This window comes from Paenibacillus sp. CF095, assembly GCF_900101225.1.
GTDB lineage: Bacteria > Bacillota > Bacilli > Paenibacillales > Paenibacillaceae > Paenibacillus.
This window is the reverse complement of record NZ_FMZN01000001.1, coordinates 1,941,242-1,961,638: the sequence shown is the minus strand read 5'-3', so window position 1 is coordinate 1,961,638 and position 20,397 is coordinate 1,941,242. Positions and strand designations below refer to the sequence as shown.

Genomic DNA, 20,397 nt, shown 5'->3' with positions numbered 1-20,397 from the left:
TTGATACCCTCCAATAGTATACTTTTTGATACTAAGTCAGAAAAAGAATCGTACTTGTTCAGAAGATTGTAGACATTATAATCAAACTAACACAAGAAAATCAATTCATAAGACAAGATAAAGGCGGGATACACGTGAGTAACGAATCTATGATGTGTGATCTGGAAACAGGCGTATGTGGTGTGAGCGAGGAAGAGGCTATGCAAGAAATCAATCTGAATCACGTTGAGAAAAAGATAACTCTTTATTACGCAACAGATCCGATTTGCTCTCACTGCTGGGCGCTTGAGCCTGTGCTTCATCGGTTTATTGAGGAATACGGCCATTATTTTACGCTGCAAATCAAAATGGGTGGGCTACTGGCTAACTGGAATGGTTTCTCGGATGGCGCTAACGGGATTCAGAAACCTTCGGACGTTGCAGAGCATTGGAAGGAAGTGGGTGAGCATTCACGCATGCCCATCGACGGTTCCTTATGGCACGATAATCCAATACTTTCTTCCTATCCGCCATCTCGCGTATTTAAGGTGATTCAGAGTACACACCCTGGTAAAGAGCAGGACTTTTTAAGACGTGCGCGTGAAGCCGTGTTTGCATTTAATCGAAATATTGGAGAAGATGATGTGCTGACGGATATCGTCAATCAACTGGGCTTGAATGGTAAAGAAGTGGTTGAGGCGGCTGCACAGCAATCTGCACAAGAGTTATTAGAGGAAGACTTTGAGAGTGTCGCTAGTTTGGGAGTTAGAGGTTTCCCATCAATTATCATTGTGAATGAAGAGAACCAAGGGTTGAAAATTGTCGGAGCGCGTTCTCTTGAAACATATGTGCAAGCACTTCAGCAGGTGCTGGATGTTGATCTGAAACCAAAACAGATAACCTCGTTGGAGCAGAAAATCAATGAGGGACACCTTCTTTTTTCTAGAGAAATGGAGGTCATGTACAATATCGAAAAGACTGATGTTGAATCATATGTGAAATCTGAATTGGCAGAGCACACATATCGTGTGGGTCATATTTTGAATGAGATGTATATTGAGCATATCTGAGGAAATAACAAGAAATTGAATTAGCACATTTTTACGGAAAGAGTATTATCAATATTGAGATGAGCCTTGATCCAGTGCGATTTAAATATTCGCAGGCTATATGGAGTGAATCTAACGGGCAGGTCACATATGTGGCTTGCCCGTTTTGTGTATCATTGAGTAATAAATAAGTTTAAACAAAACTTACTTTTGACCTAGACCAGAGCTGATAATAATAAGCACATCATAAGCTATAGGGAGACTTGATCACGGGACTTCAAACCATTCAAGTAAGGAGTGTTGGGCCTCAGATGAGGAAAATTATTCAGTTTCCGTTGGTATGGATGTTTGCAGGAGTATTTATTTTGGTAGTGTTTGGCTCAATGTTTAGCAGAATATTTATTGGTTCGGATGGCTTCATATCTATTGTGCTGGCCCTGGCTGGAGGTGTTCTTTCCATCGCTATATACTGGCTTATCATGAGATTTCTGGCAGATCAGCGCAACGTTGAAGAGATAAATAGAAAAAGGGCAGGAACCGAGACCATTTTTGGTGGGTTTGTTGGACTGATTTTTATTGGGGTTTCTGTTGGTGTCATCGTTTTGTTTGGGGGATATACGTTCACATGGTCTACCGAACATTCCATCACGCCCATATTCGCTTTGGCGATTAGTGCGGCTATTGTAGAAGAGTTGGTGTTCCGTGGTTTGTTCCTGCAAGCGATGGAAAGACTGATCGGAAGCTGGATCGCGTTGGCCGTAACTTCGCTCTTTTTTGGTTTAGCCCATCTCGCTAACCCTGGAGCCACTATCTGGAGCTCTATCGCGATATTCATAGAAGCAGGTGTGTTACTGGGGGCAGGATTTCTGTGGCGGCGAAACCTGTGGTTTGTCATGGGACTCCATTTTGCCTGGAATGCGTTTGAGGGCATGTTAGGTATTCCAGTTTCGGGCATGGCATTGGACGGTTTATTTGAAGTTCAAATGACAGGTTCAACACTTCTGACTGGAGGAAGCTTCGGGCTTGAAGCCTCCATCGTACCGATGATCGTCAGTTTACTGATTGCAATCCCTATGCTGATTAACGCTTACAGGAACGGCAATATTATAAGTAAGAAGAGAAAATCTTCTAATTCACTTCATCCCCCCCAATAATATGATTACATTCATTGTAATACCGCCTCGAAAATAGAAATCAAATCCAAAGCAGGTCAGCGATATGACTTGCTTTTTTTGTACATCTGCGAAAAAACTGATTTGAATTGAAAACGAGGCTTGACCTTGGGTCGGACCTAAGGTTTATGCTATGTACAGGAAGAACAGCGAAGGTGGAGATGACAGTGAATGCTGAAATTACAATTAGCGAATTGGCCAAGCTGATGCACGTATCGGTACATCAAATTCGTTATTTTGAGGAAAAGGGAGTGTTGCATCCAGCTTACACAGCTGATAATCAGTACCGAATGTATGGCATGGATGAAGTGTACAGGCTTGCCCATATTTTATTGCTGCGTAAGATGGGGCTGTCCGTTCAAGTGATCAAAGAATGTCTTACACGTCTGACTCCCGAAGAGATCACACTGCTCTTTCATCAGGCATTGACCGATACCGAAGCCGAGATTAAGAAACTTCAGGAGACCAAGCATTTTATGGAGAAGTTATTGGAGGAAAAAGCACATCTTGCAGATCCGGTGGAGACAGCATATAACATCATTCAGCGCGAAGCCACGCCGCTATCGCTATGGTTTGAGATGGAGGCTACTGCCACGCTGAATGCGCAGACACTTGTACAGCACAAAGGCAAGATCACCAATCTGTTTGAAGCAGATCTCCATTATGTCTACGATTCGTCCGGCCTCGTAGGCATGTACACTCCCACTCAGGAAGGAATGCATCATCTGATGCTGCCAGCGGGTACGTATCTCTCCTGTCATCTTTTTGTGGAAAATGAAGAACAACTGGTTGCTCACATTCAGCATTTTTATGCTAACGCCGAAGAGGTGGGATATGTCTGTCAGGGGCCACTACTCATGGTGGAAAAATCGTATTTATCGTTGTTCACACCCGACAAGCTTCATTATGAATTACTGTCACAGATCACAACAGAACAGGAGGTTGCCTTATGACACATCTCGTTCAGATTGAACGCATCCAGCCTGATCGTTACAAAATAGCCAGCGAACTAATGGCTTATGGATTTGGACATAAATTCCAGAGGTCCACTTCAATGTCTTTGTCAGATCTGGCCACAGCCTTTGAGCAGATGCTGCATCATGTTCCCCAAGATACTGGAAATCTGCGCGTGGTCGCACGAGAAGACGATGTTATTGTGGGCACGATGTCGTTGAAGTGGAAGCCAGACTCTCATGAACAGATCGCTGGAAAGGTGAGAGCTTCCCAGGTGTGGTACGCTTGCAATCACATCGGCGCTTGGAGACGCCTTCTGATGTTAACGGGAATTCATTTGCTGAAACACGAACCTGTGACGCAGGAATGTTACATCGAGGATATCGTTGTGCATCCACAACATCAGAGCAAGGGAATCGGCAGACAATTACTCGCATGGGCGCAGCAATACATGCTGCAATCCCCGCAGATGTCGTATCTCAGTCTGCATGTGGCAAGTCACAACCTGAAAGCCATTCAGATGTGCGAACGTCTGCAGTTTCACACACAAAACAGTACAAAAAGCTGGATGACCGGCATGCTTCTCGGTGAACAACAGTGGAATTATATGACCCGCAAAGGAGAATATCATGCTTCAACGTAAAAGAATCTGGATTTCACTACTCGTCTTCATTTTATTAATTGTTGGTACAGGAACGTACATTATTGTGCAACAGGACTACAGTATGGTCGAACAACACATCGAAATTCAAACCCCACAAGGCAAACTGACAGGTACACTGTCTCTGCCTGAGAACGAATCAGGCAAGTTGGGACTCGTGCTTTTCATCCATGGTGATGGTCCGATTGATTCGACACATAGTGATGGATATAAGCCATTGTGGGAGCGCCTTGCTTCCATAGGATACGCTTCGTTGTCGCTGGACAAACGCGGCATAGGTGGTTCCGAAGGCAACTGGCTGAATCAAAGCATCGATGATCGCGTAGTTGAAGCCGAGCAGGCTATCGCTTGGGCGAAAGAGCAACCGATGATTGATGCTTCCAAAATTGGTGTATGGGGAGCGAGTCAGGCGGGGTGGGTCATTCCCAAGCTTGCAGGCAAGGAAAATCTCGCATTTAGTATTCTTGTTTCTCCAGCGATCAATTGGCTGAGACAGGGAGAATACAACACACGGAGTCAAATGGCCCAGGATGGATTTTCGGCCAATGAGATACAAGCACAGGTGGATTACGATAACAAGATCAATGATGTGTTGAAACGTCATGGTTCTTATGAGGAATACATTAGGCTTGCACGTCAAGGTGAGGAGCAGATGATCAAGGATCGTTGGAACTTTGTGAGTAAAAACTTCACAGTGGATGCAACGGAGGATTTGCACAATTTCAAAACACCAGTCCTGCTATTGCTTGGAGAAGATGACGTCAATGTCGATATCAAGGATACCGAGCGTGCATATCGTCAGGAAGTCAAGCCGTCGTATTTGCTTCACAAGAAGATTTTTCAAAATACGGAGCATTCGATGCTTCCTACATCCATTGCAGGCTCGGAATGGAGAATAGGGCTGAGATTCCTGTATGCTCCAAGAAGTATTACCACCGCTGGGTATATGGACGAGATTGAACAATTCCTGACCAAATTGGCGTTATAAAGAGAACAGGTTGAGCACCGATTTTATATTCAAATCGCTATTATTGCGTTCTTTTATTCATTTCATTCGATGTTAAAGGTTTGGTTGGCGATGATATCGGTATTCCTTCCAATGGAACGACTGAAATTCTGTTCTTGCCACATCCGATTCAATCGGAAGGAATATCTCTTACATGTCTTGAAGTCAGTATAATAAAATTCTGGAGGCGAACGAGATGCTGGAATTAGAGTTTACTACTATAGAGGAGTGGGATGAAGCAATGTGGGCACGGATGGAGCGGATCTATCATGAGGCCTTTCAAAGCGGTGCGAAGACAAAAGTGATTCTGCGCAGTATGCTGGACCGAGGGGTTGGTTATTTACACACGGGCGTGCATCAGGGAAAAGTGGTTGCAATGGCTGTTACTGGACTGGAGGGGAAGGCTGTGGACCGCATTCTGATCATTGACTACCTCGCAGTTGATCAGAAGCTGCGCGGGTTGGGCATAGGAACCTGGATGCTGGAGCAGCTCAGAGCCTGGGCATTAAGGGAACATGAGATCAAAGGGATAATTATCGAGGCGGAGTCCGGGACAACGGGGGCTCATCAGGAACGCATTCAGTTCTGGCAACGCAACGGATTCATCCTGACCTCCTATGTCCATCAATATAGAATGGTGCCAGAACCATATCAGGCAATGATGCTGCCACTGGACAGAAGCACGCATGTGCCTGATGATGGTGAGGCACTGTTTCGTTATATCAATGCTTTTCACAAGGTTGCTTACCGAAAGAGTTAGGCCGCTCAAATTATTTCACAATGAAGACGGGCAGAGTGAACAGGCCAGGGAACAACTGCTTTTGATTAAAAAGCAATGGATGCGATATGCGCTGCTTGCAGAAATTGAACGCAGATTGGGTCATCGCGAGCGAGCAATTCAGTATGCTCAGGAAGCTGTGAATGCCTCGAACGACGTCGAGCGTAATATGCTGGTTAAAGAGTAGGAAAGATATAACGCCGCACCTGAACTTATCATACATACGTCACCGGATCACGATGAATGAAGATAGAATACATTTGAATCACACATTGTGGCTTGTGGAGAAACGATTTGGACTCAAAAAACAAAGCGAAGTCTGCACCGGCTAAATTACGTGCGACTGAATTAAATGAAATAATGAGAGAACGGAGCATATACGGAGGTTGAGGTAGGAGATGGCAAAGGTTCCACAAAGCAATCTTTCCATCAATAATTACTCCAATCTAAAAATTTCCAGCATTATCTCGTTGCTGTGTATTTCTATCCAATGAAGCGCTGGTCATTTTTCAATTTCGGCACACGGATGTACTATTCGCACAGGCAAGTCGTCCACCCATTGCGTAGACTGAAGTAGATCAAGTCAAGTGAGGTGAATTCCATGGCTAAAACCAGTGAAATACACGTCCGGGTGAAACGGCTCAAGGATCGCCCAGTCTGCGTGACTCTTCATAATGGCGAAACGTACGTCGGGTACATCTCTGGCGTTAACAGCGAAGGCGTACTGCTTACCGGGGGCGGAAAGCTTACTCAGGCCGCAATCACAGCACCCTCATCTGAAGGCAGTGCTCGCAAAACCAAACCTAAAGCAGGGGCTACGAGAAAAACAGCATCCTCTCGGAACCGTAAACGGGGGAACAGCACTCGTAAGTCGCAGGTGCGATCCCGGTCGATGTCTCGTTCAACGTCTAGGCAAGCCCAGGTATCATCTTTCATGCCTATGCTAGGTTCATTGTTAGGTGGCTTTGGCGGTGCAGGCTCGATTGGAGGTATGTTAGGCGGTGGTATGCGGTTGTTTGGCATGATCCAGAAATTTACACCTGTGGTCAAAATGGGGTATGGCATGATTAAGCAGATTCAGCCATTTATGGGGGCAGTTCAAGGGTTGATGACTCCAGCAAGCCAAGCTGCGGCAGAAGCCGAAGGTGAAGAGGAAGCACAACAAGGTTAATACTTGAAATGAATTCGTGAAATAGAAAACAACCTTCGTTGCATTTGGGAAGGAAGGATTGCTAGTGTAATGGGTGATCTGATCTCTTTCTGTTCTGTTCTGTTCCTTATCTTCTTCTCTGTTCTGTTTCAGCTTCTTCGCTAGATGCTTTACTGCAAGCTGCTCTCCGTACGGCAAACGGAGGGTGGCTTATTTGCTTATGCTGTATATGAGGTTCGAACCAGCTCGATTTCGCATGCTTGCTCAGTGCTAACGAACCTCAGAAACCTTATTCGGGTCAATATCAAGCCATTAAAATTCTAACGAACATGACAAACCCTATTCGCTGCAAAATGTAAGATATAGTGTGAAAAAGGGGCTGATTCTGCAGCATAGCTTCTCCTGTTTTCGTTAAATTCGTTCGTTGCGAGGAATAAAAACTGAGGTTTCCAATACGCGCCAAACGTCTAACTTTGCAACTATGTAGTTGGGCCGACTACCCTCATGCAGCAAAAAGCACCGCGCGCAGGGAGCTGCACGCGGTGCGAAAAGAAATGCTGTATTGCAGAGTGGAAACCGATTCTATTCCGATGTTATTAAGCCTTTATGCCTGTTTGGTTTTGAGGCGAATCACGTTCCATGATGCTTTGTTCAAGACTGCTTGCACTTTACCCTGGTCAACCGTTGTATATCCGCCGTTGTGAGGAACAACGTTACGTGGGTTTTCTTTGGTATTAGTGGCTTTCAAGTCGTTGTTCTCCAGTACGATATGCTCCACAAATGTTGTTTCTCCGAAGGAACGCAGGTCCACATTCAGTTCCATTTGCTCATCCAGATGTCTATTCACCGCAAAGATTGTGATTGCGCCGTTCTCTTCATCATGCACACTGATTGCTTCGAGATAAGGCACATCTGTAAAGTCTTTGGAATCATATTTAGGTGAAGTTGTGATGGATCGCAACACCGTACCACGTCCGAAGTTGGATGCATGCATGAACGGGAAATAGGTCGTCTGGAACCAGATCGCTCCGTTGTTCTCGGTCATGATTGGTGCGATGGTGTTAATCAACTGAGCAAGGCAAGCCATTTTTACACGGTCGGCGTGCTTGAGTATGGTAATCAGGTAACAGCCCACAGCTAGTGCATCTTCATGTGTATACACATCTTCAAACTCTGGAGGCGCAATCTGCCACCGTTCTTCCATACGGCTTGTGCCGATGGATTTCCAGACATTCCATTCATCCAGAGACAGCATTAATTTCTTTTTGCTGCGTTTCTTGGCTTGTACAAAATCACAGATTGAAGCAACACTATCAATAAATTGATCCAGATCCAGCGATGTCGCCAGGAAGTCATACGTGTTGTCTTTGTTGTTGTTGTAATACTGATGCAGGGACAAGTAGTCCACATTTTCATAGGTGAGATCCAGCACGGTTGCTTCCCAATCTGCAAATGTACTCATGTCACGGCTGGAACTGCCGCAAGCCACAAGCTCAATTTCCGGGTCTACCCATTTCATCGCTTTAGCGGTCTCATTGGCAATACGGCCATATTCATATGCAGTCATTGCACCAATCTGCCAAGGGCCGTCCATTTCGTTGCCTAGACACCAGGTTTTGAATTTATGGGGGTCCTTGTAACCGTGAGAGATACGCAGATCACTCCAGTATGTGCCAGATGGGTGGTTGCAGTATTCGATCAGGTTTCTGGCCGCATCAATGCCGCGAGTACCCAGGTTTACAGCCATCATCACTTCGGTGCCAACCAGTTTGGCCCAATCTGCAAATTCGTTTGTTCCTACCGCATTTGTTTCAATCGTCCACCATGCCAGTTCAAGTCTGCGTTTACGCTCCGCTACCGGACCGACGCCGTCCTCCCAATTGTAACCGGATACGAAATTGCCGCCCGGATACCGAACGATGGGTACGTTCAGAGCCTTGATCGCTTCAATGGCGTCCTGACGGAAACCTTGAGCATCTGCCGTGGGATGACCTGGATCATAAATACCGCCGTATACGGCCCGTCCCAGATGTTCTATAAATGAACCATAGACACGTGGATCTACTTCAGCAATCTGAAAGTCTTTATCAATAAGCATTTTGGATGTAAGCAATGGGAAAACCTCCATAGAATTAAATTTAGGTGTGTAATAAACTTTATTTCGAGATGAGTTCGCATAAAAGCAAAATCAACGGATTGATTTGTTATCTAATGTGTATCATAATGCTATTATATTGAGCAAGTTCATTTCGCAGGGTTCGCTAAAAAACGAATCCTAAATCAATAATATATGGATTCTATAGAGATAGGGAAGTGAAGTTCATGATGCTTGGCACGGATGCCACATCCTTAATCATATATGAGGCGCTCGCCAGCGAGGCCCGTTTAAATATCGTTCGTTTATTATTGCAAAACAGGGAGATGCATATTAATGCGCTTGCCAAAGAGCTGTACCTGAGCAAAGCCATCGTTAGTACACATGTAAGCAAATTGCAGAAAGCGGGCATCGTAGGCAGCCGCATGAAGCGCGAGAACGGTGGAACGTATAAATACTGCTTTATTCTGCAAGAATTTATGACTATCAATCTTTCTCCTGACCCAGTAGATGCTCCTTACCATGAAGTCTCTATTCCGGTTGGTCAGTATACGGATTACGAAGCTTGGCCCACCTGTGGCATTGCAACAAGAACGCAAATGATTGGACAATATGACACACCAGCCTGCTTCATGGATCCGGATCGGGTGAACGCGGGAATCCTTTGGATGGCACGAGGTTTTCTGGAATATAAGATTCCCAATTATCTCAATACAGAACAGCATCTCCAGGAAATTGAAATTTCACTCGAACTCAGTTCGGAAGCACCCCAAGTCAATGAAAACTGGCCTTCCGACATTCGCTTTTCACTTAATGGCAATCACTTGGGAACATGGACAAGCCCAGGGGACTTTGGGGATCGGAAAGGCAAGCATACACCGCTATGGTGGAAATTGGACGTCAACCAGTATGGTGTACTGAAAGTACTGCGCATTAACGGAGAAGGGACGTTTATGGATGGCCAGCGCATCTCGGATGTGCGTATCCATGATCTGCAACTGGATTCTTCCACCTACTGGACGTTTGGATTGAAGCCGGAAGAGGGAGTAGCTGGCCGAGGTGGGCTTACCCTGTTTGGCAAAGGTTTTGGCAACTATGATCAGGATATTTTGATTCGGTACTATTATAATGCTCAGGAAAACCAAACTTCGGATGAATAGGATATGCGATTTCATGTTAGTTTATATAGAGGTAATCTCCATATGAACGAAGTGCATAACAATTCCAGAGTAATGGTATTGACAACGATTACATGGCTGGTATAGAATACAGCTAAATAAGGAGTGTCACTGATTCGATCAGGCACCACCACAATCTGGATTTCACAAGTTTGTTTGACTTGTGTTCTGGATCATGGTGGTGCTTTTTGTATATTGGGGGTGAGAACATCATGAGGTTCAAAAAATCGTTAAACAATAACATCGCCCTGGCGGAAGACACGGAAGGTTGCGAAGTCATTGTCATCGGAACGGGTGTTGGCTTCAAAAAAGTGAAAGGACAGCCGATTGAGCAGAGCCAGATCCAGAAAATGTTCAGAATCGGCTCGAATGACAAATATCAGCGAGTCGAGCAATTTCTCAGCGATATCCCTCTGCAAGTCATCGACATTACGGATCAGATTATTGAAGAAGGCAAGACGCTGATTGGAAAAAAGCTGAATGACTCGATCCTGTTAACACTGGCGGACCATATTCATTTTGCGCTGGATCGTTTCAAAAAAGGCGTGGATGTGCAAAATCCGCTTCACTGGGACATTCGCCATCTATATCCTGCCGAATACCGTGCCGGAGAATGGGCAGTTCAAAAAATCAATGAAGCTTTTCTGGTCTCACTGCCATCTGGTGAATCAAGCTCTATTGCCCTTCATTTCGTGAACTCTCAATTCGACTCGGGCAGCATGAACCAAACAATTAAAATTACACAGATGATTAACGACATTATAGGGATCATGACGGAACATTTCGGAATGGTACTGAATCAGGAATCTGCTGATTTTTCCAGGTTCATCACCCATCTGAGATACTTCATTGTACGTCAGTTGAACCGGGAAGTGCTCTCTTTTAAAGATCAGCAATTTCTATATGATGTGTTGTCGGAGCGATATCCTATCAGCTTCCAATGCGCAGTCAAAATAAAGGAGGCGATGGAGAGGCAACGCGGATTCGTGATTACTCCCGATGAGATGGTATATCTCATGATACACATCGAGAGAGTGACATCCCGTACCGATATGGATTAATCTCAATACAACCTGTTTGAAGTTATACCATCATCAATATGAATTGAATATGGAGTGTTACTGATTCGATCAGGCACCACCAAATGTTTCCGACTCCGCATCTGCGGCGGGCCGGTAATACATTTGGTTTTTTTTTCGCCAAAAAAGGAGGAAGCATCATGAATCACCGGGAGTTGTCCAAAGAAATTATTCGATTAACGGGCGGACAGGAAAATATTACGCAAGCTTGGCATTGTATCACACGACTTCGCTTCAATGTTCGAGAGCAAAACAAAGTTCAATTGGAACAGATCAAAGCACTCGATGGCGTGCTCGGTGCACAGTTTCAGAACGATCAGTTTCAAGTGGTAATTGGTAACCAGGTTGCAGCCGTATATGAGCAGATCGAGGATCAGATGAAGCATAGTGGCATATCAAAGCCTGAAACAGACGCGCCGCGCTCTAAAGGGATTAATGCTGTTTTGGATACAATCTCCGGCATTTTCACTCCGATTCTGCCTGCTATCGTAGGTACCGGGATGTTAAAGGGGATTCTGGCACTGCTCGTTACACTTGGCGCGATACAGGAGAAAAGCGGTGAGTATCAAGTTCTGTCCTCAATCGCTAATGCGGCCTTTTATTTCTTGCCTTTCCTTCTGGCTCTATCATCTGCCCGCAAGTTCAAAGTGAATGAATATATCGCCCTGACGCTTGCAGGTACTTTATTGTATCCAACGATTCTGAATGCGTATCTGGCAAACCAGCTTGAACCAATTCGTTTTCTCTCGCTGCCCGTGTCGATTGTGAATTATACCCAGTCCGTTATTCCCATTATTCTGGGTGTGTGGCTTCTGAGTTATGTACATCGCTGGGTCGATCGTTTTATTCCCGGTCCTGTCAAAGTGATCTTTACCTCGATGATTGTGCTAGTCATCACGGTGCCGATTCTATTAATTGCGATTGGCCCCCTAGGGAATTACATGGGCATCTATCTGGAAATGGGTACTTCCTGGCTCTTTGCCCATTCAGGTCCGTTAACCGGCATTATTCTCGGCGGCCTCATGCCTCTGATTGTTATGACGGGTATGCATTATGCGTTCTTCCCAGGCACATTGCAGAATCTGAGCAAACTTGGATATGACGTGCTTTTGCTACCGATCAACCTGATAACCAATATGAGTCAGGCTGGTGCAGTCACGGCTGTTTTCCTCAAGACCAAAGATAAAAAAATGAAATCCATTGCTTTATCCAGTGGCATATCAGCCTTGCTTGGTATTACTGAACCCGCACTGTATGGTGTCACCTTGAAGCTGAAAAAACCGTTTTACGCTTCACTCATTGGTGGGGCAGCAGGAGGTGGCTTTATTACCGCAGTGGGTCTGAAATGCTTCGGTTTTGCTGTACCAGGATTGCTTTCACTTCCGTTATATATTGGCCCGAATGGTGGCATGTCTAATTTCTGGTATGCATTAATCGGAATTGGCATCAGCTTTAGCGTTTCTTTCGTAGTGACTTTGCTGCTCAAGTGGGAAGAGCCAAATACACGCAATTCCGCCATGTCCGACTCAGCACAAACATTAACCGAACAGGAACTGAATACAACTACTGCCTTTTCTCAAGAAACGGTGACACCTGTCACAGTACATTCCATCGAGGAAAAGAAGGGGGAGGTGTTCAGCCCGCTCACTGGTGAATTGGTGCCGCTCGCAGAGCTTCCAGATCAAACGTTTGCTGAGGAAATGACCGGGAAAGGTATTGCAATTCGTCCGCAGGATGGACGTGTTACAGCTCCTTTTGACGGAACCGTCACGTTGGTTGCCAAAAGTAAACATGCGATTATGCTGACCTCATCCAGTGGAATTGACATTCTCATTCATGTTGGACTAAACAGTGTATCGCTCAAAGGGAAATTTTTTGACGTGAAGGTTGTTGCCGGACAAGAAGTGAAGAAGGGTGATTTACTTCTGGAATTTGATATGGATGGCATTCAGGGTGCGGGTATTGACCTTGTGACACCAGTCATCGTAACCAATACGCCGGATTACCTCGATGTAGTACCTGTTCAGGTGAAGGGGGTGATTCCAATGAATGAATTGCTTCTCCTCACCGTTCGTTAACAGCTTCATGAATACCATTTACAAAAAAAAGGAGAGAAACAACATGACAAAAACAATTAAACACTCATTTCCTAAAGGATTTTTATGGGGCGGAGCTACCGCTGCCAATCAGCTGGAAGGTGCATATGACGCAGACGGCAAAGGACTCTCTACCTCAGACATGGCTCCATTCGTTCCTCATGAGGAGCGCAATGGCAAGGATTTCACCTTCGACGTGGATTCTGTTCAATTAGAAGAATATCTGAGCGGTAACACCAACGTATATTTCCCGAAACGGAACGGCGTGGATTTCTACCACCGCTACAAAGAAGACATTGCCTTGTTTGCGGAGATGGGCTTCAAAGTGTTTCGTCTTTCGATCGCCTGGACACGGATCTTCCCTACAGGAGAAGAAGCCGTTCCCAATGAAGCTGGTCTTGCCTTCTATGATAACGTGCTTGACGAACTCTTGAAATACGGCATTGAGCCGCTTGTAACGATCTCTCACTACGAGATGCCCGTAGAGTTAACCCGCAAGTACAACGGCTGGGAAAGCCGCGAGATGATCGATCTGTATCTGAAATTTGCCAATACGCTGTTTGACCGTTACAAAGACAAAGTGAAATACTGGATTACCTTCAATGAAATGAATATGATGCTGACAAGTCTGTATACTGGCGGCGGCATTCTGGAAGATAAAATTAAGGGTACACCAGAGCAAGTAGCCTATCAGGCAACTCATCATCAATTTGTAGCAAGCTCACTGGCTGTCAAAAGTGGTAAAGAGAAGATGCCAAATGCTCAGATTGGTTGCATGATCTGCCGTCTGGAAACGTATGCTGCTTCTAGCAAACCGGAAGATGTGTTGCAGACGATGAAGGAAGATCAGATGAACCTGTTCTACCCAGAGGTGCAGGCACGAGGCGAATACCCATCCTATATGCAAAGATATTTTGAGGAAAACGGCATTGAACTGGTTAAAGCTCCTAACGACGATGCCATTATTCGGGATAATACCGTGGACTTTATTGCTTTCAGTTATTACATGACGTATATCGGAAAATATGACCCCAATGACAACAGCAACTCTGGTATGCTGGTAAGTCAGATCAAAAACCCTCATCTGAAAGCTACCGAATGGGGATGGCCTATTGATCCGATTGGTCTTCGCGTCGCCCTGAACCGATTGTATGATCGTTACCGTATGCCGCTCTTCATCGTTGAGAACGGGCTGGGTGCTATCGACACACCGGAAGAGGACGGGGCAGTCCATGACCCTTATCGCATCAATTACTTGCGCAGCCACATTGAGCAGATGAAAGAAGCTGTCGCGGACGGCGTGGAATTGATGGGTTTCACTAGCTGGGGGCCTATCGATATCATTAGCTGCTCGACTTCTGAAATGGGCAAACGTTATGGTTTCATATATGTAGATCAAGACAATGCTGGCAAAGGTTCGCTTGAAAGAACTCGCAAAGACTCCTTCCACTGGTACAAACAAGTTATTGAAACAAACGGAGAAACGCTGTAATTATAAAAAAATTTTACACGCCGCCCATATGGGCGGTCTTTATTTTGTACTAGTCAAATAAGGGATAATTATGTAAAATTGTTTTATTCAAACAAGAGGAGTGAATTCAATGTCTAACAAGGTGATTATGCTTTAGGTTCACAAAAGGATATTTGCGTTACAGAGATTCCTTTTGTGGACATTGCAGTGCGGGAAACCGTCCAAACAATGTTTACTGGAGGAGATTATTATTAATTTTAACGAAGCTGTTATCATCAGCAATACGCATGTACTGGCATTGGTATCCGAGTTGTTTGACCTGGAGGGTTACAATATTCAGCTTATTCCGCCTCATGAAGGTGGACGTAATGTCGTTTACACATGCGAGCAAGAGGGGCGTGAATCGCTAATTCTACGGGTGTCTTTTTTGCCTGACAGAAAGCGGGAAGATTACATTGCCGAACTGGAGTATGTCCGGTATCTCTTTGAGCACGGTGCAAGTGTCTCGAATGTAGTTAGCTCGAAAAAGGGCTTTTTGTTAGAAGAGATCACTTATGATGAGCATACATTCTTTGTCTGTATGTTTGTGAAGGCCAAGGGAAAGTTGCTGGTAGAGAACCATTATCAGTATCGTGAAGGGGTCCCACTTACCGAATACTATTATAATAGCGGTAAAGTTCTGGGGAAAATGCATCAGCTATCGAAAGGGTACACTCCCGTTCATCGCCGGCATCATTTGATTGACAATTACAGCGGTGAATATATCGATAACCTGGTACCTGAATCATTCCCTCTGCTTAAGGAGAAGATGGTTGAGCTCCTGAATACCTTACAAGGTTTGGATACAAACCAAGAGACATTTGGCATGATCCATTTTGATTATAACGATGGAAATTACTCGATCGATTTTGATACCGGTCAGATCACCGTGTATGATTTTGATAATTCATGCTTTGGTTGGTATATGTATGATCTGGCCGATCTATGGACACACGGAGTCGGCTGGGTTCAATTTGAGCCGGATGCGGATAAACGCAGACAGTTCATGGATGACTATTTTCAAAATGCCCTCGCTGGATATACTTCCGAGACCAAGATCGAAGATTCGATGTTGGAGAAGCTGCCTTTATTTATTCAAGTTACTCTCTTGGAGAATATTCTAGGTCAATTTGAGGAAATGCAGCGTGCTGGCGAAGAACCGGAAGCTGACGAAGCACTGTTGTATCTCATTAAATGTCTGGAAGAGGATATACCGTATAAAGGATTTTTCCATGAGATGTATTCCACTGAAGCTCCTTTTGAGTATGAGGGACGCTGAAGGGACCTGTACGTAAACTAAACCCTGAATAACCAATGATTCATCAAGTATGGAGGCAGCCGGATCGACCGGTTGCCTCTTTGTTTGTCTGCGGCATGTTATTCAAATTTGGAAGGAGGCACGTTGTAGAATTTTTTGAATGCTTTGGAGAACGTAAAGGGATCGGGATAACCCAGAAATCCGGCAATTTGCTGGATCGTATATTTTTTCTCGTACAGATAGTCTCTGGCCCGGTTCATTTTGATCTGATTGATATACTGCCCAGGTGTTATACCGAGAATTTTTTTGAACAAAGAAATAAAATATTTCTCAGAGACGCCGGCAATATCTGCAAGTTCGTTAACTCGGATGGCACGATGCAGATTCTCATCCACGTATGAGAACACATTCTGTAGAACCTCCAGACTTCCTTCGATTTTCCTCAGTTTCCGGTCTTTCAGAAACTCACCGTGATATAAGCCTTGCCCGTGTAATTCCAAAATTTTGGCGATGACGAGAAGCAGAGAGGCTTTCAAGTAAAGTGGACTGGCGGAAGCGCCGCTGCTCTGTTTGAATCTTCGATAGGACGAGGTGAACAGCGTTGATTCCTCTTGAATCAGATTACCAGGTACAATGCCCGGGAGCTGAAACTCGCCGAGAATTCTTTTTTGCTCAGCGATGCTGAAATCAAAGTGCATGTAAACGAATCGGCAAAACTCTCCGGTCGTGGAAGCCATATAGGGCATATCCGGATAAAAAAACACTACGTCACCCGGGTTCGCCATATGCTCGATTCCATCGATGGTAATCTGGACGGAGCCTGCTGTAATGAACCACAGATCATAATCGGAATGAGACTTGTGCTCCGTCCAATTACTGTCGTGCGTTTGTTCCAAATAAGAGCTCATGCGAAGTGTGATATACTCTGAAAGTTCGTCGATTACACTCATATTTACAGTTCCGGCATGCATCTAACCCAACTCATTCCTCTCTACTTTATGACATCCTTTATTTTTCACTATCATATCAAAGGAATTATCTCTTGTTAACTACCGTACGATATGACATGTATTGAAAACTATCACACATTCCGATTCCAGCCCACTCACCTATAATGAACTTATATCGTTACGAGGAGGGGTTATTGATGAATGCTTCAAGCACACAGCATCCAAAGGTAGTTGTTATTGGGGCGGGCAGCCTGTTTTTTGGTCGGCAGTCCATCTGGCAGATGGTAAACTCCCCATATTTGAATCAGGGAACGTTGGCTTTGGTGGATACGGACGAGGAACGGCTCTCGAAAATGGTAAAACTAGCGGAAATGGTCGCCAAGGAGAACAACGTCTCCCTAAAAATTGAGGGTTCAGTGGACCGAAGACAGGTGCTTCCGGGAGCCGACTTCGTTGTGCTCAGCTTTGCGGAAGAATCGGTGAAATATCGAGGCATCGACTGCCAGGTTTCTCTAAAGTATGGGATTCGCATGTGTTCTGGCGATACGATTGGCCCGGGCGGAATCTTTCGCGCGATGCGGGAACTGCCGGTTATTATGGAATGCGCCAAAGACATTGAGGAGTTGTGTCCGGATGCTTGGGTGATCAATTATATTAACCCGTCTACCGTTCATGGCATCGCATTACATCGATATGCTCCGAAGCTTAAATCGTTTGCGCTGTGCGATAGTCATCACATGCCGCATAAGAAAGCCTATTACGCCGTAAGAGCGGGTATCATTGGAGACAATAGCCAGTTCACTGAGGAGATCAACCAGAAATTCGATTTTCGAATCGCGGGTGTCAATCATTTTACTTGGCTGCTCAAAGCCGAGTATGAAGGAAAAAATGTGATGCCCACGATCGCAGAAGCCATGCGCAAGATGGCAGATAACGAGAATAACGGCGGTGATCGCGGCGCAAAAGCTCTTTTTAACGATGCGATCACCTATGAACTGTATGATATTTTTGGAATCATTCCCACTTGTACGGCGCATACGAAGGAATACGTTCGGTATTGGCAGGGTCTTGGCAAAACTGCGGACACCATCCCGCCATTATCGATCTGGGAGACAGAGGACAGATATGAACGTCACGATGAAATGTGGCAGCAAGTCGATGACTTCCTTACAGGGAACATCCCGATTGCCGATTACATGAGCACCTTCGGACCAGATCATGCGACTGACATCATTGAGAATATGGTGGGGAACTTGGGCAAAAAGTTCTTCATCAATACGCTCAATCAAGGCGCGGTAACCAATATGAATAACGATTCGTTCCTAGAACTACTATGCGATGTAGATATGGATGGAGTGAAGCCACTCCATGTAGGCGAGATGCCACGCGGAATTAGAGGTATGCAAGAACTTGTACTGGATACGCATGAGCTTACGGTTGAAGCTGTTCTGGAACAGAGCTACGAGAAGCTGAGAAGGGCGATGCTCACCGACCCGCTCGTGAGTTCCATCAGCGACGCGGACAAGATCATTCATGAATTGTTGGAGCTGGAGCGTAGGATGATTCCGGACGTTTGGTATAAGGACAGACTGCAGTATAGCTAAGAACGATAACGACAAAAGACCAGGTTCCTTCCAAGGAACTAACCTGGTCTTTGTTTTTATCGTTTGTCATGTATAAAGAAATCCTATTCCACTTTAAACAAGCCAGCATGGTCTTCATAATACGAAGTAATAAAATTACGAAATTCTCTTACAGCAGGAGATAACCATTTTTGTTTGACCCAGGATAGGCTAATGGGATATATAGCTGAATCATCTGCAATTTTTACATAACGTAACCCTAGTGTTCTACATACGGAGATCGGAATTAATGCAACACCCTGATTAAGGCTGATAATTTCAAGCAGCGTATGAGAATCGACCTCAAATGCATGATTGGGGAGGAAGCCTGCTTTTTCACAGAGCATGGTGGTAAATCGGCTGTACTCCTTATTATCGGCAAGGGAAATAAAGGGATCATTTGCAACAACACTTAATGAAATGCTTGTCTCTCCACCGTATGCATGGTCCGTGGGCACAACCAAAACAATATCCTCCTCAACCAGGACAACACTATCAATCTCCTCATCCTGAATCGGATGCCCCGTAATCCCCAGATGCATGTCCCCTTTCTTCAAACCTGTAATAATTTCACTGCGGGTCCCAATACCCTGATGAAGCTTGGTTTCGGGGGAAGCGTTAATATAGTCACTAATGAGACCTGTGAGGAACCGAGTATTCGTAATCGAGATCCTGATCGTATTGGAAATTTGCTGTTCCTCCGCTTTAATCTCCATCTCTGCATTTTCAATTTCAATAAAAATCCGGTTTACATGTTTCAATAAAATCTCACCTGAGGAATTCAATTGAATGTTTCGTCCTCTCCTATGAAATAGTGGGGTACCCAGTTCATCCTCAAGTCTTTTAATCGTCAAGCTTAGGGAAGGTTGAGCAATATTCAATTGTGCAGCTGCCTTGGAGATATGTTCAGTATAGGCAACGGTCTGAAAGTATTTGAGCTGAAGCAATTCCATTCACATGCACTCCTTATTTATTCTGATAAATATATATAGTACTTATTATGTATTATATTAAATTTAAATATTGATGTAGAATTTTTTTATGAGATACAGTTCAAATTTTTATATAACAAAACTTAACTAAATTTATGAGGTAGGTGTCTTTGATGAAAATTGATGTGAATAACATAGCTAAAAATCTGAATACACCCTTAACGGCCCCGGCATACCCGATGCCACCATACAAATTTGTGAATCGTGAATACTTGAATATTATTTACCGAACCGATGAAAAAGCCTTGCGGGCAGCCGTACCAGAACCTCTCGAAATTACTGAACCATTGGTTAAATTCGAAGTGATGTGGATGCCGGATGTTTCTGGATTGGGTGCCTATACCGAAGCTGGACAAGTTATCCCTGTGCAATTCAATGGGGAGGAAGGCGATTATTTGCATTCGATGTATGTAGACAATTTCCCTGCGATTGCGAGTGGTCGAGAGCTCACCGCCTATCCGAAAAAGCTGGGTGCACCCAAGTTGTATACCGATTCAGATACACTTGTTGGCACACTTGATTATGGAACGTTACGTGTAGCCACGGCAACGATGGGCTATAAACATGTGGAGATGGATAAAGAGTTGGCTAAACGCGAAATATGCCGGCCTAATTTTATGATTAAGATTGCTACGGACTATACCGGGAATTTAAGAATATGTGATCTGATCCGAACTCAAATTACGGATATCGAAGTGAAAGAGGCCTGGACAGGACCTGCCCGGCTTCAACTGTTCGAACATGCATTGGCACCTCTTGCAGATCTGCCTGTGTTGGAAGTTGTGTCCGCTTCTCATATTCTTACCAACTTAACCTTAAACGCTGCACAACCTGTATACAACTACCTGGAAGAGAAATAAGGAGAAAA

Annotated in this window: 18 protein-coding genes; 15 read left to right on the top strand and 3 right to left on the bottom strand. The window is 44.8% G+C overall.

Annotated features, from left to right (window positions below):
- The first annotated feature begins 134 nt into the window (after positions 1 to 134).
- From BLS69_RS08525 to BLS69_RS08495, 8 genes are all read left to right on the top strand, one after another.
- Positions 135 to 1,049 (top strand): DsbA family oxidoreductase, encoded by a 915-nt coding sequence (locus BLS69_RS08525; protein WP_091030379.1) that lies wholly within the window; start codon positions 135 to 137, stop codon positions 1,047 to 1,049.
- A gap of 290 nt (positions 1,050 to 1,339) precedes the next feature.
- On the top strand, positions 1,340 to 2,182 hold the full coding sequence (locus BLS69_RS08520; RefSeq protein WP_091030376.1) for a CPBP family intramembrane glutamic endopeptidase: 843 nt from the start codon (positions 1,340 to 1,342) through the stop codon (positions 2,180 to 2,182).
- A 179-nt stretch (positions 2,183 to 2,361) separates the two neighbouring features.
- Positions 2,362 to 3,153 (top strand): helix-turn-helix domain-containing protein, encoded by a 792-nt coding sequence (locus tag BLS69_RS08515; RefSeq protein WP_256332341.1) that lies wholly within the window; start codon positions 2,362 to 2,364, stop codon positions 3,151 to 3,153.
- The gene (locus BLS69_RS08510; RefSeq protein WP_091030372.1) at positions 3,150 to 3,797 is read left to right on the top strand and encodes a GNAT family N-acetyltransferase; all 648 of its coding nucleotides are present in this window, start codon (positions 3,150 to 3,152) and stop codon (positions 3,795 to 3,797) included. The genes BLS69_RS08515 and BLS69_RS08510 overlap by 4 nt, the downstream gene beginning before the upstream one ends.
- Entirely contained in the window at positions 3,784 to 4,803 is a 1,020-nt protein-coding gene (locus BLS69_RS08505; RefSeq protein ID WP_091030370.1) for an alpha/beta hydrolase family protein, read from the top strand. Before BLS69_RS08510 ends, BLS69_RS08505 begins: the two co-directional genes overlap by 14 nt.
- Positions 4,804 to 5,017: 214 nt before the next feature.
- On the top strand, positions 5,018 to 5,581 hold the full coding sequence (locus BLS69_RS08500; RefSeq protein ID WP_091030368.1) for a GNAT family N-acetyltransferase: 564 nt from the start codon (positions 5,018 to 5,020) through the stop codon (positions 5,579 to 5,581).
- Between the two features lie 61 nt (positions 5,582 to 5,642).
- Positions 5,643 to 5,786 (top strand): hypothetical protein, encoded by a 144-nt coding sequence (locus BLS69_RS32105; RefSeq protein WP_176872642.1) that lies wholly within the window; start codon positions 5,643 to 5,645, stop codon positions 5,784 to 5,786.
- Between the two features lie 414 nt (positions 5,787 to 6,200).
- On the top strand, positions 6,201 to 6,770 hold the full coding sequence (locus tag BLS69_RS08495; RefSeq protein WP_091030364.1) for a hypothetical protein: 570 nt from the start codon (positions 6,201 to 6,203) through the stop codon (positions 6,768 to 6,770).
- A gap of 583 nt (positions 6,771 to 7,353) precedes the next feature.
- Here the strand turns inward: BLS69_RS08495 and BLS69_RS08490 are convergent.
- A complete protein-coding gene (locus BLS69_RS08490) occupies positions 7,354 to 8,847 on the bottom strand; it encodes an arabinosylfuranosidase ArfA (RefSeq protein WP_176872824.1) in 1,494 nt (497 codons plus the stop codon).
- A gap of 224 nt (positions 8,848 to 9,071) precedes the next feature.
- Between BLS69_RS08490 and BLS69_RS08485 the strand changes: the two genes are divergently transcribed.
- The 5 genes from BLS69_RS08485 (at position 9,072) to BLS69_RS08465 (ending at position 15,986) form a co-directional block, all read left to right on the top strand.
- Positions 9,072 to 10,004 carry an ArsR/SmtB family transcription factor gene (locus tag BLS69_RS08485; protein ID WP_091030360.1) on the top strand — a complete coding sequence of 311 codons (933 nt, stop codon included), beginning with the start codon at positions 9,072 to 9,074 and terminating at the stop codon, positions 10,002 to 10,004.
- 230 nt (positions 10,005 to 10,234) lie between these two features.
- Positions 10,235 to 11,083 (top strand): BglG family transcription antiterminator LicT, encoded by an 849-nt coding sequence (gene licT / locus BLS69_RS08480; protein WP_091030357.1) that lies wholly within the window; start codon positions 10,235 to 10,237, stop codon positions 11,081 to 11,083.
- A 158-nt stretch (positions 11,084 to 11,241) separates the two neighbouring features.
- Positions 11,242 to 13,179, top strand: a complete 1,938-nt coding sequence (locus BLS69_RS08475; RefSeq protein WP_036615737.1) for a beta-glucoside-specific PTS transporter subunit IIABC — start codon at positions 11,242 to 11,244, stop codon at positions 13,177 to 13,179.
- A 43-nt stretch (positions 13,180 to 13,222) separates the two neighbouring features.
- Positions 13,223 to 14,689: a glycoside hydrolase family 1 protein gene (locus BLS69_RS08470; protein WP_091030355.1), complete on the top strand. Its 1,467-nt coding sequence runs from the start codon at positions 13,223 to 13,225 to the stop codon at positions 14,687 to 14,689.
- A gap of 172 nt (positions 14,690 to 14,861) precedes the next feature.
- On the top strand, positions 14,862 to 15,986 hold the full coding sequence (locus tag BLS69_RS08465; protein WP_240768010.1) for a phosphotransferase enzyme family protein: 1,125 nt from the start codon (positions 14,862 to 14,864) through the stop codon (positions 15,984 to 15,986).
- A gap of 98 nt (positions 15,987 to 16,084) precedes the next feature.
- On the opposite strand, the gene BLS69_RS08460 is transcribed toward BLS69_RS08465, so the two are convergent.
- On the bottom strand, positions 16,085 to 16,936 hold the full coding sequence (locus tag BLS69_RS08460) for an AraC family transcriptional regulator (protein ID WP_091030352.1): 852 nt from the start codon (positions 16,934 to 16,936) through the stop codon (positions 16,085 to 16,087).
- Between the two features lie 176 nt (positions 16,937 to 17,112).
- On the opposite strand from BLS69_RS08460, the gene BLS69_RS08455 reads away from it, so the two are divergent.
- A complete protein-coding gene (locus BLS69_RS08455; RefSeq protein WP_091030351.1) occupies positions 17,113 to 18,519 on the top strand; it encodes a family 4 glycosyl hydrolase in 1,407 nt (468 codons plus the stop codon).
- A gap of 83 nt (positions 18,520 to 18,602) precedes the next feature.
- Here BLS69_RS08455 and BLS69_RS08450 read toward each other — a convergent pair whose 3' ends face one another.
- The gene (locus BLS69_RS08450) at positions 18,603 to 19,490 is read right to left on the bottom strand and encodes a LysR family transcriptional regulator (protein ID WP_091030347.1); all 888 of its coding nucleotides are present in this window, start codon (positions 19,488 to 19,490) and stop codon (positions 18,603 to 18,605) included.
- A 152-nt stretch (positions 19,491 to 19,642) separates the two neighbouring features.
- Here BLS69_RS08450 and BLS69_RS08445 point away from each other — a divergent pair, with 152 nt between their 5' ends.
- Positions 19,643 to 20,389, top strand: coding sequence for an acetoacetate decarboxylase (locus BLS69_RS08445; protein ID WP_091030343.1), 747 nt, complete (start codon positions 19,643 to 19,645; stop codon positions 20,387 to 20,389).
- The last annotated feature ends 8 nt before the right edge of the window (positions 20,390 to 20,397 follow it).